Here is a 15,166-nt window from a genome sequence, read left to right as displayed (position 1 = left end):
CATGCTGTTGGGTTCCCTGGCCGCCACGGCCTCCTTGTGTGGGGGTTGGCGTTCGGGTGCCCGCCATGGGTTCCTTCCCGGGTGTTCCGGGTGGGGGTGTGTGGTGTGGCGTGGTGGTTTGAGAACTGGAGAGTGGACGCGAGCGGACCGCGTGGCCGCCCCTGTGGGGGTGGCTGGTCGTGGTCTGCTTGTACTGATGTATTTCGACCGGGTCCCCTTTGTTGGGGGTCTGGTTGTTTGTTTGATCGTTTTGTGATCGCAGAGTGTTGATGATCTGTCGTCCGGTGTTCGTTTGGTCTTGCGGGTTCCCCGTGTGTGGGGTTGCCTGCAAGGGCGTATGGTGGATGCCTTGGCAGACGGGACCGATGAAAGACGTGGCGGGCAGCGATATGCCTCGGGGAGCCGCCGAGCTGGCTTTGATCCGAGGGTTTCTGAATGGGGTGACCCGGCAGCCGTCATGGGCTGTCACCGCAGTTTTTGCGGGGGGTACGCAGGGAAGTGAAACATCTCAGTACCTGCAGGAAAGGATATTCCGTGAGTAGTGGCGAGCGAAAGCGGACCAGGCCAAACCTTGCGCGTGTGATACCCGTCGGGGGTTGCGCGTGGGGTGTTGCGGGCCTGTGTGTCCGGTCTCCGACGGGGCCGGGCCGAGTGATAAAACGACGTGTGAGGCGAGCAGGATTGAATGCCTGGCCGTAGAGGGTGATGGCCCCGTAGCCGTATGCGTGTCGTCTCGGTATCACAGTTTGCCCAAGTAGCACGGGCCTCGTGGAATCCCGTGTGAATCAGCCCCGACCGTGGGGTGAGCCTAAGTATTCCCGTCTGACCGATAGTGTACCAGTACCGTGAGGGAAAGGTGAAAAGCACCCCGGGAGGGGAGTGAAAGAGTTCCTGAAACCGTGCGCCTACGATCCGTCGGAGCCTTCTTTGTGGGGTGACGGCGTGCCTATCGAAAAATGAGTCTGCGAGTCAGTGGCATGTGGCGTGCATAAGCCGTGTGGCGTATGCGTAGCGAAGGCGAGTCTTAAAAGGCGTTTGTCGCGTGTCCTGGACCCGAAGCGGGATGATCTAGCCCTGGGCAGGTTGAAGCGTGGGTAAGACCGCGTGGAGGACCGCACCCACCTGGGTTGAAAACCGGGGGGATGACCTGGGGCTAGGGGTGAAAGGCCAATCAAATTCCGTGATAGCTGGTTCTCTCCGAAATGCATTTAGGTGCAGCGTCGCGTGTCGCCTCCGGGGGGTAGAGCTACCGGATGCTTGAGGGCCCGGTTCGGGTACCGACAGCAGCCGAACTCCGAATACCCGTGAGGTGTGGCGCGGCAGTGAGTCGGCGGGGGATAAGCTCCGTCGTCGAGAGGGAGACAGCCCAGAGCGTCGTTTAAGGTCCCGAAGCGTGTGCTAAGTGGGAAAGGATGTGGGGCCGCATAGACAGCCAGGAGGTTGGCTCAGAAGCAGCCATCCTTGAAAGAGTGCGTAACAGCTCACTGGTCTAGTGGTCCCGCGCCGACAATGTAGCGGGGCTCAAGCACACCACCGAAGACGCGCCAGCAGGTTTCCTGCTGGGTAGGAGAGCGTCCCCCATGGGGCGAAGCGGCCGCGTGAGCGTGTCGTGGACCGTGGGGGAGTGAGAATGCAGACATGAGTAGCGAGAGACGGGTGAGGATCCCGTCCGCTGGATGACCAAGGGTTCCGGGGCCACGTTCGTCGTCCCCGGGTCAGTCGGGTCCTAAGGCGAGGCCGACAGGCGTAGTCGAATGGATGAACGGGTTGATATTCCCGTACCGGCTGGGGACCGTCAAAGCCGAAGCGCGTGTGCTAACCTCCGCTTCCCGTGGAAGCGCCTTTCGGGGCGTGGACGCGGGTGGTGTTGGGATCCCGCGTGTGGTAGGCCGACGCAGGAGTGACGCAGTCAGGTAGCCGGCCGCGGAGGTGGTTTTCCGTGGTCAAGCGTGCAGGCCGTCCCGCAGGCAAATCCGCGGGGCATAAGGCCGAGGCGTGATGATGGGCCCCCTAGGGGGCGAATCCGGTGATCCCTTCTGCCGAGAAAAGCTTCGGCGCCAGGGCCCCATGCCGCCCGTACCCGAAACCGACACTGGTGGTCTGGTAGAGTATACCAAGGCGATCGAGCGAATCCTGGTCAAGGAACTCGGCAAACCACTCCCGTGCCTTCGGTATAAGGGAGACCCCTTGGGGTGATGCGCCTCGCGCGTTGAGCCTTGGGGGGTGGCACAGGCCAGGGGGTAGCGACTGTTTACCAAAAACACAGGTGCATGCGAAGGCGCAAGCCGCTGTATATGCACTGACGCCTGCCCGGTGCCGGAAGGTTAAGAGGATCCGTCAGCCCTTTGGGGTGAAGCGGTGAATTCAAGCCCCGGTAAACGGCGGTGGTAACTATAACCATCCTAAGGTAGCGAAATTCCTTGTCGGGCAAGTTCCGACCTGCACGAATGGCGTAACGACTTCCCCGCTGTCTCGACCAGGAGCTCGGCGAAATTGCAGTACGAGTAAAGATGCTCGTTAAGCGCAGAAGGACGAAAAGACCCCGGGACCTTTACTATACCTTGGTATTGTCGTCAGGTCTGGATTGTGTAGCATAGGCGGGAGGCTGTGAGCCGCGGGCGCCAGCCCGCGGGGAGCCGGAAGGTGAAATACCGCTCTGTCCACACCTGGCGTCTAACCTCGAAGAGTCATCCTCTTCAGGGACAGTGCCTGGCGGGTAGTTCAACTGGGGCGGTTGCCTCCCAAAGAGTAACGGAGGCGCTCAAAGGTCCCCTCAGCCCGGTTGGCAACCGGGTGTCGAGTGCAATCGCACAAGGGGGCTTGACTGCGAGACCGGCGGGTCGAGCAGGGACGAAAGTCGGAGATAGTGATCCGGTGCCGGCGCACGGGCGCGGCATCGCTCAACGGATAAAAGGTACCCCGGGGATAACAGGCTGATCATTCCCAAGAGTCCATATCGACGGGATGGTTTGGCACCTCGATGTCGGCTCGTCGCATCCTGGGGCTGGAGCAGGTCCCAAGGGTTCGGCTGTTCGCCGATCAAAGCGGCACGCGAGCTGGGTTCAGAACGTCGTGAGACAGTTTGGTCTCTATCCTCTGCGCTCGTTGGAATCCTGAGGAGGCCTGCCCATAGTACGAGAGGACCTGGGTGGACGAACCTCTGGTATGCCGGTCGTCACGCCAGTGGCGCGGCCGGTTGGCTACGTTCGGGAGGGATAACCGCTGAAAGCATCTAAGCGGGAAGCCTGCTCCGAGATCAGGATTCCGTGACCCCCTTGGGGGTCTGGAGACTCCATGCAGAACACGTGGTTGATAGGCCGGACGTGGAAGCCCCGCGAGGGGTGGAGCCGACCGGTACTAACAGTCGAACGGCAACACCACACGATCACCCCGTCAGGGGTGGCAAGAACAAGCATCACCCGGACGACAGGGAGACACCCTGCACGTCACATGGATCATTCCTTCAGTCGCGTCCACTATCCGGTCCCCAACCCACCACGATCCCCCAAGGGAACACGTGGAGACACGATCCCGTGGGATGTATAACACAAGATTTGCGGCGGCCATGGCCCAGGGGAGACGCCCGGACCCATTCCGAACCCGGAAGCTAAGACCTGGCACGGCGATGGTACTGCACCCGGAAGGGTGTGGGAGAGTAGCACGCCGCCGCACCCAAACCTCACAGGGAGGGGACACCACCAGCGTGCCCCTCCCTTTTCCACATACCCCGGACAAACACGACACGTGGACACGTGGCGAATCCCACACCCGAACACACGACAGGCCCACACCACACAAACCCACCACCCCAGACAACCCACCAACACAACCAGTTCGGGAGAAGTCGATACTGCCTCCAGCGCGCGGGATACAGCAGCTGACGGTAATCACCAGCCCGGCAATCAGAAGTCCACAGCATCAGGATCACTGCATGCGCCGCCGATGCCGCGCAGTTCATCAATAACCTGCATGTCTTCATCCGTCAATTCGAAATCGAACACGTCTATATTTGACCGCATCCGATTCATATGCACTGACTTCGGAAGCGGCAACACATCATGCTGCAATGCCCAGCGTACGCAAACCTGAGCACTGCTTTTCCCATACTTTTCGCCGATTGACACAAGCGTCTGGTTCGTAAGCACATCCTTGTGACCGAATGGTCCCCACGCCTCAACTTGAATACCGTGATCCTGGCAGTACTTCACAGCAGTTGTTTGAGGCCAACCCGGATGCACTTCCAGCTGGTCGACCATCGGCGTGATGGCAGCCGACTGGATCAATGATGCAATATGATGGGGCAGGAAATTCGACAATCCGATTGCTTTCACGCGTCCACTCTTATACAGCTCTTCGAAAGCCCTCCAGGTCTCCGCATTGAGCTCCTGTGCCCGATCCCCGAACTGCTTGCGATTCGCCGGCCAATGTATGAGATACAGATCCAGGTAATCAACCCCAAGTTCGTTGAGCGTCTGTTCGCACGCTTTCGGGGTGTTCTCGTAGCCACGCTCGGTGTTCCACAGTTTGCTGGTCACAAACAGCTGGTCGCGAGGTATTCCGCTATCACGGATTCCCGCGCCAACTGCCTCCTGATTGCCGTACACCGCCGCAGTGTCGATGTGCCGGTACCCGGTTTCCAAGGCTTCGCGCACTGCTGTACGTGCTTCGTCGGCCGGTGTTTCGAACGTCCCGTAACCGATGCATGGGATTGCCGTCCCGTTCGATAGGGTAAATGTGTCGGTGCATGACGTGACTCGCATGATGCCTCCTGATGAGTGACAACTGATGTCTTGATGGTTATCGTCGCGCGGGTCTTGCCGGCAAGGCCCCGGTTGTTGATACGTGGCACGATGGCACGCACGGCATGCCGCGCGTATCTGCCGGTTCCAGTCAAGCACGCTTGTCTGTGGGAACGGTGAGGTTGCCGCGTTTCCGCTGGAGGCGAATAACAATCTCACCGGCAGACGGGTAGTCGCCGCCCCAGAACATCCATGCTTCCTCGTTGGCCCCTCGCTATACTGGTAAATGAGGATCCTTCCCAAGGCCGTCCATATGACGGTAACGCAGCGTGCATGTCAACGGAAAGTGCAGACGGCTTGTCCGTCATGTTCTTGTCGCGCGAACGCACGATCTGTTCAAACTCGCCTGGCGGTTGTGCTGTCCAGACCAAGAAAGGAAAGCTGGGGACAGCCTTACTATGCATGACTGAACAACAGCAAAACCGTGATGCCGCAGAGCAGCAATCCCACGATGCCGCCCCGATCATGTCTGCCGAGAATACCCATATCACACAACCAGAACCGATTCCGCGGACCTTGATTCTTTCGATTTTGGCGACAGGAATCATGGCGTTCATCGGCATTCTCACTGAAACCTTGATGAATGTGCTGTTCCCGATTCTGATGGGGGAGTTCCATATCAGCACGTCCACGGTCCAATGGCTGACCACCGGGTATTTGCTGGTGGTTTCGCTTGTGGTGCCGTTGTCGTCATATCTCAAGCGCAAGCTTCCTGTGAAGCGGATCTTCCTGATTGCCATCGTGCTATGCATTGTCGGGTGCATTGTCGGCGCATGTACGCTGAATTTCCCGATGCTGATGATCGCCCGCATTCTCCAAGGCGGTGGTACGGGTATCGCCCTGCCGTTGATGTTCAATATCATTCTTGATCAGGCGCCAAAATCGCGTATCGGTCAGCTGATGGGTGTCGGCAGCTTGGTCGTGGCGACGGCACCGGCGCTCGGTCCGACGGTCGGCGGATTGGTCGGCACATACATGCCTTGGCGGTGGATTTTCGTGATTCTTCTGCCGTTCCTGCTCATCACCCTTGGATTGGGCCTCGCCAATATCCAGCAGGGGTCGCCTACGGTTGACGCGCATCTCAACCCGTTGCACGTGTTGCTCATGGCGGTGGGCTTCGTGGCGTTCGTATTTGCGATTGACGGGGGCGGCTCCGCGATCACCGCATTCAGCCAAGGAGCTTCGGGCGCCGGGAAGACCGCGGTGTTGGCCGTGGTGTTGCTGATCGTCAGTGTGGTGGCGCTCGTGGCATTCGCCCAACTGTCACGCCGTTCGTTCTCTCCGCTGGTCAGGCTCGGTGTGTTGCGCAGCGTACCTTTCCGCTGGCATCTGCTTGCTTATGTGCTGCTGCAGATTTCCATGATCGGTTTCAGTTTCGTCATTCCGAACTCTGCGCAGCTCGGGCATGGCATTTCTGCCTTGGTTTCGGGTGTTCTCGTGCTTCCGGGTGCGTTGTTCGGCGCTATGCTTGCCCCGGTGTCCGGTTCGTTGCTTGACCGCCAGGGGCCAGCCAAACCGATTTCCGCTGCCCTTACCGTCACGTTGATCGGTGTGCTGCTGTTCTCTGTGTTCGTCAACGGGTCATCCACGGCAGTGGAGTTGGGTATCTTCTACTTCGTGTTCATGGTCGGCTTCTCCATGGCATTCGCCAATACCATGACCAGCGGCCTCAACCAGGTGGACGCCCAGTTGAAAGCCGATGGCAACGCCCTGTTCAGTACCTTCCAGCAGCTTGCAGGCGCGGTGAGTACGACGATTCTGTCCGTCTTCCTCGCTTCCGCCCAGGCGGGGCATGGCGAGCCGGGAACCGCCACATACCGGGCGGCGACTGTTGTCGGAGCCCACAACGGCTACATCTTCCTCACGATTGTCGTAATCTGCGCGTGCCTGTGCATGGTTCATGCGTTCAGGTATATGAAACGCGAGGGCGCTCTCAGCTGACGCCCCGGGCGGCCGGTGGATTATTGCCCCCGGCCGCCCGGCATTGTCTGCACCCCTGTACGTTCCCGTGCGTTGTGTCCTTGTGTTTTTCTTCAGCGAAACGACGTACACTCGGGTGTATTATGCATTACTTCACTCCAAAACGGTGCACCGAATCGAACAAGATCATGTACCACGATAAAGCGCAGGCGTTGCGCGCGGCCGATCAGAGCTGGCGCGAACGTGGCGCCGAGCTGTGGGTGTATCGGTGTGAGTATTGTGGCAGTTGGCATTTGACGCATCATGACCCATCGTTGCGTGACGCGGTTCCCCATATGGACGGGCCGCATAAGCCCCACTCGCGCAAACGCGGGTATAAACCTCGCAGACGATGATTCGCCGTGCTGACCGTGCATACTATGAAGGCCGTAGACATCAGGGAACCGATGTCTACGGCCTTCAATCGTTGTATGCGATGAACGGGCGGGACGACTCAGCAGGACGGCCCAGTGCAAGGGTTCAGCGCGAGAGGTCGAATCCTTGTGCTTGCGCGTCGCACAGCCCGCGATCAAGCGCCGATTCGTCCTCGGCGATGCTGGCGATTTGGTCGCTGAACGCATCCACGGGCCGCGAAGTATTGCGCAAGTCGTAGTACTGATGGACTTCCTCGTCGAATGCCTTGAGGCCCTTGATCGGCGTGTCGTCCGTAGGGTACGCGTTGTCGAAGAACTGCATGGAACGGGGCATACGAGGTTTGGACGCAGGTTCCTGATCAGGCTTGCCGATGGCCAGTCCAAGCACCGGGAACGTGTATTCCGGCAGCTTCAGCGCGGCGATCAGCTCGGGGATGTCGTTGAGGATCGAACCTAGGATCACACACCCCAGCCCCATCGAGTTTGCGGCGGTTTCCATGGCGTGCAAGGCGAGAACGGCGTCGTTCTGGGCCTGCGAGAACCGATAGCCGTACCGCAGGGCAAAGCGCTCGGAGGAGACGTCCACGCCTTTGGCCTGCGCAATCATCGCGTTGCGGTGCTCGTCAAGGATGAACACGTACAGCAGCGGGGCGGTGGCGATGTACTCCTGATGCCCGATACGCGCAAGCTTGCTCTTCAGCTCGGGGTCGGTTACGCGGATAACCGACCAATCGTTGAGGAACTGGCTTGACGCGGCATGCTGGGCTGCGGATTCCAACGCGTCCACGGTGTCGGGGTCAATCGCCTCCGGCTTGAATTTACGGATTGAGCGACGCTCGAGCAGGGCGTCGACGGCTGGCTTTGAAGAAATAGTCGTACTCATACAGCTATTGTCTCAGGCTCAGGTCACGGCTGCCCGGTGACTTTTGCTCTCCGTGAAGATATCTGCGAGGAACTGCGGAAATGAGGTGTCGTGGCGCTGGTGTGGCAGCGTGCGCTGTCTGATGATTGCAACGCAGCCGATTTACGCCGTGGCGTTAATCATGTGCTGGCGTAGGTATAGCGGCGCTGAACGCATGCTGACCTGCACGTTGATTGCGCGGTGCTGGCGAACGCGCCGCGCCCCAACCTTCTGTACGTCAGCGATGATGGCGAGCGACAATGGACTGCGCCGCCATGCTGGACAATTGGTTGGTTATTGCCGCGACCGCTGCGGATATCGCGGTACGTGACAAGCTCGCGAACAGGCTTGTTGTGGCTTTCGTGTTCCCACCGGCGATGCTTCGACGCTCGATGCCTGTCCATACTGATTGCATGATGCGCCCGACCACGATACCGGCAACGGTAGGCAGTGCGAACAGCAGGATTTTGTCGCCGAGCGTTTCGGGGTCGCGTTCACGCCGGTCTTTCAACGCGGCGATCGCACTGTCCACCGTTTGCAGACGCGCGATGACGGCATCCACATTGACGCCGCCTGCGCTGACGGTATGGAACGCGTTGACAGCGTGGTCCGCGTGGTCTGTGCTGCCCGACGTCGGAACTGCCTTGGCCGTGTCTCGTCCGGTTGATTTGTTGCCTGTGCTCATACGTTCATGATATGCCATCCCCATCGTCAAATGTGGCAATGACGCGGGGAATATAGCCATTGCAAAAGGCCTTGGACATGGGTCTGCGCATCGCGTCCCATGCCGAAAGCCATGCCGATTTATGTTTTCCGGTATTTCCCTGACATCCGGCCGTTTGAGCGGTACAATGCCCCTATGACTGCAATTCATCTCCCTGGCGACGACGCCACGAAACAAGGTCATCTCGTTCTGCTCCGCCACGGGCAGACTGTGTGGAGCGTGTCGGGGCAGCACACCGGACGCACCGATATCCCCCTGACACCAACAGGGCAGGATCAGGCGCGGCAGGCCGGTGCGCGGCTGTTGCAGGTGTTCCCGCAAGGATTCGCACCGGACCACGTATTCGTCAGCCCGTTGCGCAGGGCACGGCAGACCGCGGCGCTCGCCGGGTATCCGCAGGCCACAGTGCTTGACGGACTTGCCGAGTGGGATTACGGCAGGGCGGAGGGCCATACCCGGCAACAAATCAGTGAGGCGAGTGGTTTCGCATGGGATGTGTGGCGGGACGGCCCGAGCCGGGTCAGCATGGAACTCGCCGGCGACTGGACCGCCACATTGCCTGGGGGCGAGCAGGTGCCCGTGCACAACGGTGAGGGCGAGACCCTGGCGGAGGCGGCGGAGCGTACGCGCGGTGTCATTCGGCAGGTGTCGGCTGCGTTGGATGACGGGCATGATGTATTGCTTGTCGCCCACGCGCATATTCTGCGCATTTTGACCACGCAATGGTTGGGTGTGGATCCGCACGACGGCAGGTTGCTGCGGCTTGACACGGCGCATTACTGCGTGTTGGGGCAGTATCATGGCGACCATGTGATTGTGCACTGGAACTGCTAACTCTGCCCGGGCGGTAGACGCTGCTTCGTCCGTTCAGGTTTCTGGGACAGTTAGGGGCACAGGGGCTGCTGGTTTGCCGAAGTCGTGGGAATGTTCGGCCTGTTTGCTTGGATTTGCCGGGGTCGCGTGACGCTCAGCCCGGTGGTTGAACCTGCATCATGATGCCTGATACCCGTCATTGATTGCGGCTCAGGCAGGGGAAAGAAGAAACGCCGTGTCAGCAAACGGTTGCATGTTGTGCAACTCTGCAAATCCCTTGGAACAAGCCATTTATGTTTGCTCTGCCCGCTGAAAATCACGACACACCGACAACTTTTTCTGCCATCGTTTGCAAAAATCCGGGGGAACGTGCATAATAGGAAACGTCGAAAATAGGACGGCACGACGTAAGTGCCGACTTCCGAGCAACATCGGAACGACAGCGGAAGAGAAAGGTTCGATGATGAATCGTACAGTCAAGTCAGCGATCGCTATCGCAGCAGTGGCGGCTATGTCGGTTGGCGCCTTCGCAGGTTGCGGCAGCTCCAGCAGCAGTGACAACGGCAAGGGCAAGGTCTACTACCTGAACTTCAAGCCGGAAGCGGCGGATCAGTGGAAGGCCCTCGCCAAGGAATACACCAAGGAGACCGGCGTCGAGGTCACCGTGTCCACCGCGGCATCCGGCACCTATGAGCAGCAGCTCAAGAGCGAGATGGCGAAGAGCAACGCCCCGACCCTGTTCCAGGTCAACGGCCCTGTCGGCTATGCCAACTGGAAGGATTACACCGCCGACATGTCCAACACCGAGCCGTACAAGCAGCTCGTGAACAAGAAGGTCGCCCTCAAGGACGGCAACAAGGTCGTCGGCGTGCCGTACGCCATGGAGACCTATGGCCTCATCTACAACAAGAGCATCCTGAACAAGTACTTCGCTCTTGACGGCGCGAAGGCGAAGTCCATTGACGACATCAACTCCTTCGATACGCTGAAGGCCGTTGCCGATGATATGCAGGCCCGCAAGAGCGAGCTGGGCATCAAGGGCGCCTTCACCTCCGCAGGCTTCGATTCCAGCTCCGACTGGCGCTTCAAGACCCATCTGGCCAACCTTCCGCTCTACTACGAGTTCGAGAAGGACAAGGTGACCACCGAGCCGGCCAAGGTCAAGGGCACCTATCTGCCGGAGTACAAGAACGTGTTCGATATGTATCTCAAGGACTCCACTACCGATCCGACGCAGTTGAGCTCCAAGACCGGTGATGACGCGAACTCCGAGTTCGCGCTCGGCGAGGCCGCCTTCTACCAGAACGGCACCTGGGCTTGGTCCGACCTGCAGAAGGCCGGCATGAAGGCCGACGACGTCAGCATGCTGCCGATCTACTTCGGTGTTGACGACAAGAACGAGGGTCTGGTCACCGGTTCCGAGAACTATTGGTGCATCAACTCCAAGGCTTCCGAGGCTGACCAGAAGGCCACCGCTGCCTTCCTCAAGTGGGTCATCACCTCGAAGGCCGGCATCTCCTCCATCAGCGACAAGATGGGCCTGACCACTCCGTTCAAGTCCTTCGACAGCGTGAAGATCACCAACCCGCTGACCCAGGCCGCTGTTGACGATCAGAAGTCCGGCAAGACTCAGGTCGCTTGGGACTTCGCCTTCATGCCTTCCGAGCAGTGGAAGAACGATCTCGGCAACGCGCTCCTCGAGTACGCTCAGGGCACCGGTAAGTGGGATGCCGTCAAGACCGCCTTCGTCGATGGCTGGGCCAAGGAATACTCCGCCGCCCATGAAGGCTGAGCCGCTTATGGAATCTCGCTGACATGAGGGCCGGTTGTTTTGCGGCCGGCCCTCCATGTTTTTCTCCTTTCTTCTTTGTTTGATGGTTGGAATGACCCCTACCGTGGATCCACGGTAGGGGTCATTCTGTTGGTGTACGTAGTCAGCCGCGATAGCCGGGGCATTCCCGGACTGGGGTGATCCGGCCGGCATGCGTGGCCGGCGGCGTGGCGTGCGGGAAACGGAATGGCTGGTCTTGGGGTTCCGCGCCCGGTATGCCGTGGCAATGCGCAGCTGGCTGAAGCCGTACCAGAAGCCGGCCGTGCCGGGAGTTTGTGGCGGATGAGCCTGCATGACGATGTTCTCCCGGGAGAACCAACGGATTTTCCGGTTTGCGCTTGTTTTCCCATATTCGGCGTGGGAGTTTATGGGAATCCAACGCCATGGAGACTGATTTCCCAATGGAAACGCTGGAATCCCGCGGTTCCTGAAAACGCTCCCGAAGCCGGATCCGGGAGAATGCCGCTGGATTCGTCCAATCGCCGTAAACTCCCGCGAAATCCGGGGAGTTCACCGGCTGACGGCCGATTCGCAAGAGATCTCCCGCGCCAACCATGGGAATCCACACAGATACGGGCTGTTATGGCGGAAAGCCCGTATCTGTGTGGCACGGACGGCCGGCGGTGCGCTCACGTCTGGGTTCAGCGGTCTTCCACGCGCGCGGTTGAGGAGCGAACGACCAGATGGGCAGGGAATACCTCGTTGCGCTTCGACGGCGTATGCCCCTCGATTAGATCCAGGGTCTTGCGGGCAGCCGAGCGCGCCATGTCGATAGGCAGCTGGCGGATGGTGGTGAGCCCGACATCATGCGCATAGATGCTGTCGTCGTAACCGATGACCGAGATGTCTGAAGGCACGGAGAACCCGTTACGCTCCAGCTGGAAGATCAGCGGTATGGCGATGCCGTCTTCTTGGCAGGCGATAGCCGTAGGCATGTCGGGCAGGCTGAGGATCTGGGTGATGAGGTTGTCGATGCGGTACGTCCCCTCCTCTGCGGTGACGACGGTCGGTTCGATGCCTTGGCTGCGGCAGTAGCCCAGGAATGATTCGATACGCTCCTGCACGCTGAAATGCAGTGATTGCGCGGGGTTGGTCCGCACGTACAGGATGCGCCTGTGCCCGAGCTGGATGAGATGCCGGGCGGCGAGGATGGACCCTTGATGGTCGTCGATGTTCACGGTTGCCGAGAAGCTGTTTTGCAGGACGGAATTCACGCCGACAATCGGCACGTCGACGCTGCTCAGGCGATTGATTTCCTCCTCGTCGATGTCGAACGAGGCGATGACCACGGCGTCGGCATTGCGACGCACCGGTAGGGTGTCGAAGAACTCCCTGCGCTGCTGGCGGCTGTCAATCTGGATGATGGACAGGTCGTAGCCGGCAGCGGAGAATTCCGCGTTCAGCCCCTCGATGACCGAGGCTGAGAACCAGTTGCTGATATGGTCGCTCACCAGCAGTGCGATGCGCAGGGACTGTCCGGTTTTCAGCGCTGCGGCGGAACGGGAGATGGAGAAGTTCAGCTCGTCCGCCACGGCAAGCACTTTTGCCCGCGTTTTGGGAGATACGAGATCTGGTCGTGTGAATGAGCGCGAAACCGTGGAAATGGAGACTTTCGCGCGGTTGGCGACATCTTGGATTGTGGCGGTCGTGATAGGCTCCTTCGTGGTGCGGGATGCCGACGCCGCGACGGTATCGCCATGGCGTCTTGATTGCATTCGGTTGCAATGCTTTCCCCAAAAATTGTATGCTCCAGTATAGCAGCAAAATGAGCAAGGTATGAAGAATCTCCCGGAAATCAGTATCTTAAACGGTTAAGAAAAAACCGCCACGCCGAAATGAAAACGTTTGTATTTTTGGATGAAACCGCGTACCATATGAGCTGTTGGTTCAACCAGCGGGTCGAGGTAGCCCGCCGTTGAGTCGGATAGATTAGTTTTGCAAGCGTTGTCACTACGAGGTGACGGCGAGAGAGATAGAGAGGAGAGAGCAAGATGATCACCATGGCCGGCAAGTCCATTCGCCGCTGGTGGGCGCTGTTCGCGTTGCCAACCTTCGCGGCGTTCATCATCGGCTTCCTTGTGCCGTTCATCTTGGGCGTCTACTTGAGCTTCTGCAAATTCACGACGGTCACCGATGCCCATGTCGTGGGTCTGCGTAATTACCGCGTGGCGCTTCAGGACAAGGAATTCTGGCATGCAATGGGGTACACGACGGCATTCACCATCGTGACCACCATCATCATCAACGTCGTGGCGTTCGCCATCGCGTACATGCTCACCAAGGCCTTCAAGGGCACCAACGTCTTCAGGTCCGTGTTCTTCATGCCGAATCTGATCGGCGGCATCATCCTGGGCTATGTGTGGTTGCTGCTGCTCAACGGCGTGCTCGCTCACTGGGCAAGGTCCATCACATACTCGTCGACATACGGCTTCTGGGGTATGGTCATGCTCCTGTGCTGGCAGCAAATCGGCTACATGATGATCATCTACGTCGCCGGTTTGCAGTCCCTGCCTACCGACGTCATCGAGGCGGCCGAGGTTGACGGTGCTAATGGGCGCCAGCGTCTGTTCCACGTCATCATCCCGCTCATGATGCCGAGCATCACCGTGTGCACCTTCCTGACCATCACCAACGGCTTCAAGATGTACGATCAGAACCTCGCGCTCACCAACGGCGCCCCGTCCAACACCTCTGAACTCGTGGCGCTCAACATCTACCGCACCTTCTACGGCCGCATCGGCTTCGAAGGCGTCGGCCAGGCGAAGGCTGTGGTGTTCTTCATCATCGTGGCGGTTGTGGCCTTGATCCAGAACCGTCTGACTTCCAGCAAGGAGGTTGAGGCATGAACGACGAAAAGGAAATCGACGCCTCGGAGCGCGTCCATCATCCATGGGCTTGGACGATTTTCTTCACCATCCTCAGCTTGGTGTGGATCTACCCGATCGTCCTGGTGTTCATCAACTCCTTCAAGAAGAAGGTGTACATCTCCAAGAACGCGTTCTCCCTGCCCAACAAGGAATCCTTCGCGGGATGGGAGAACTACACCACCGGCATCGAGCGCACGAACCTCATCGGCAGCTTCGGCTGGACCGTGTTCATCACGGTCGGCGCCGTCGCGCTGATTCTGCTGTGCTGCTCCATGTGCGCATGGTGGATTGTCCGTGTGGACAATTGGGCTGCGCGTCTGCTGTACACGCTGTTCCTGTTCAACATGATCGTGCCGTTCCAGATGGTGATGTTCACCCTCTCGAAGCTCGCCGATATGCTAAGCCTCAACACCCCGTGGGGTCTGTGGATTGTCTACCTGGGCTTCGGCGCAGGTCTGGCGGTGTTCATCTTCACCGGCGTGGTCAAGGGCATCCCGCAGGAGCTTGAGGAGTCTGCAATGCTCGACGGTGCATCCGTGCCGCGCATCTTCTTCAATATCGTGGTGCCGATCATGCGGCCGTCCATCATCTCCGTGGCCATCCTTGAGACCATGTGGATCTGGAACGACTACCTGCTTCCGTACCTGACCCTCGACCTCAACAAGTACAAGACCATGTCGATCGCCGTGCAGTACCTCAAGGGCGGCTATGGTTCAGTCGATATGGGCGCGATGATGGGCTGCCTGGTGTTGGCCATCCTGCCGATCATCATCTTCTACTTGATTTGCCAGAAGTACATCGTGAAGGGTGTGATTGCTGGCGCAGTCAAGGGCTGAAATTCTTCCTCTGAACTCCTAACAATGAAGGCGGACCGGTTTCGACTGGCCCGCCTTCATCG

At 59.2% G+C, this 15,166-nt stretch carries 10 protein-coding genes and 2 rRNA genes; 8 read left to right on the top strand and 4 right to left on the bottom strand.

The window, feature by feature from the left end:
* Window positions 1-317: 317 nt before the first annotated feature.
* Both ACZ41G_RS07970 and rrf read left to right on the top strand, forming a co-directional pair.
* Window positions 318-3,381 (top strand): 23S ribosomal RNA (locus ACZ41G_RS07970).
* Window positions 3,382-3,555: 174 nt separating this feature from the next.
* A 5S ribosomal RNA gene (rrf, locus tag ACZ41G_RS07965) occupies window positions 3,556-3,672 on the top strand.
* 230 nt (window positions 3,673-3,902) lie between these two features.
* Here rrf and ACZ41G_RS07960 read toward each other — a convergent pair.
* A complete protein-coding gene (locus ACZ41G_RS07960; protein WP_464145215.1) occupies window positions 3,903-4,760 on the bottom strand; it encodes an aldo/keto reductase in 858 nt (285 codons plus the stop codon).
* Window positions 4,761-5,201: 441 nt separating this feature from the next.
* Here ACZ41G_RS07960 and ACZ41G_RS07955 point away from each other — a divergent pair, with 441 nt between their 5' ends.
* Both ACZ41G_RS07955 and ACZ41G_RS07950 read left to right on the top strand, forming a co-directional pair.
* On the top strand, window positions 5,202-6,740 hold the full coding sequence (locus ACZ41G_RS07955) for an MFS transporter (protein ID WP_464145213.1): 1,539 nt from the start codon (window positions 5,202-5,204) through the stop codon (window positions 6,738-6,740).
* Window positions 6,741-6,862: 122 nt separating this feature from the next.
* A complete protein-coding gene (locus ACZ41G_RS07950; protein ID WP_026650559.1) occupies window positions 6,863-7,114 on the top strand; it encodes a hypothetical protein in 252 nt (83 codons plus the stop codon).
* Between the two features lie 124 nt (window positions 7,115-7,238).
* Here ACZ41G_RS07950 and ACZ41G_RS07945 read toward each other — a convergent pair whose 3' ends face one another.
* On the bottom strand, window positions 7,239-8,015 hold the full coding sequence (locus ACZ41G_RS07945) for a nitroreductase family protein (RefSeq protein WP_321046604.1): 777 nt from the start codon (window positions 8,013-8,015) through the stop codon (window positions 7,239-7,241).
* A gap of 256 nt (window positions 8,016-8,271) precedes the next feature.
* Window positions 8,272-8,718, bottom strand: coding sequence for a DUF4235 domain-containing protein (locus tag ACZ41G_RS07940; RefSeq protein WP_052401067.1), 447 nt, complete (start codon window positions 8,716-8,718; stop codon window positions 8,272-8,274).
* Between the two features lie 174 nt (window positions 8,719-8,892).
* Here ACZ41G_RS07940 and ACZ41G_RS07935 point away from each other — a divergent pair, with 174 nt between their 5' ends.
* Both ACZ41G_RS07935 and ACZ41G_RS07930 read left to right on the top strand, forming a co-directional pair.
* The gene (locus ACZ41G_RS07935; RefSeq protein ID WP_033507144.1) at window positions 8,893-9,591 is read left to right on the top strand and encodes a histidine phosphatase family protein; all 699 of its coding nucleotides are present in this window, start codon (window positions 8,893-8,895) and stop codon (window positions 9,589-9,591) included.
* A 439-nt stretch (window positions 9,592-10,030) separates the two neighbouring features.
* On the top strand, window positions 10,031-11,362 hold the full coding sequence (locus ACZ41G_RS07930) for an ABC transporter substrate-binding protein (RefSeq protein WP_464145210.1): 1,332 nt from the start codon (window positions 10,031-10,033) through the stop codon (window positions 11,360-11,362).
* 680 nt (window positions 11,363-12,042) lie between these two features.
* On the opposite strand, the gene ACZ41G_RS07925 is transcribed toward ACZ41G_RS07930, so the two are convergent.
* Window positions 12,043-13,116, bottom strand: a complete 1,074-nt coding sequence (locus ACZ41G_RS07925) for a LacI family DNA-binding transcriptional regulator (RefSeq protein ID WP_464145208.1) — start codon at window positions 13,114-13,116, stop codon at window positions 12,043-12,045.
* Between the two features lie 276 nt (window positions 13,117-13,392).
* On the opposite strand from ACZ41G_RS07925, the gene ACZ41G_RS07920 reads away from it, so the two are divergent.
* Window positions 13,393-14,247: a carbohydrate ABC transporter permease gene (locus tag ACZ41G_RS07920; protein ID WP_464145206.1), complete on the top strand. Its 855-nt coding sequence runs from the start codon at window positions 13,393-13,395 to the stop codon at window positions 14,245-14,247.
* Window positions 14,244-15,104 carry a carbohydrate ABC transporter permease gene (locus tag ACZ41G_RS07915; protein WP_015451211.1) on the top strand — a complete coding sequence of 287 codons (861 nt, stop codon included), beginning with the start codon at window positions 14,244-14,246 and terminating at the stop codon, window positions 15,102-15,104. Before ACZ41G_RS07920 ends, ACZ41G_RS07915 begins: the two co-directional genes overlap by 4 nt.
* Window positions 15,105-15,166: the final 62 nt, after the last annotated feature.

Source organism: Bifidobacterium porcinum, assembly GCF_055378475.1.
Note: the sequence above shows the minus strand (reverse complement) of the source record. Positions and strands in the feature narration are given on the sequence as shown.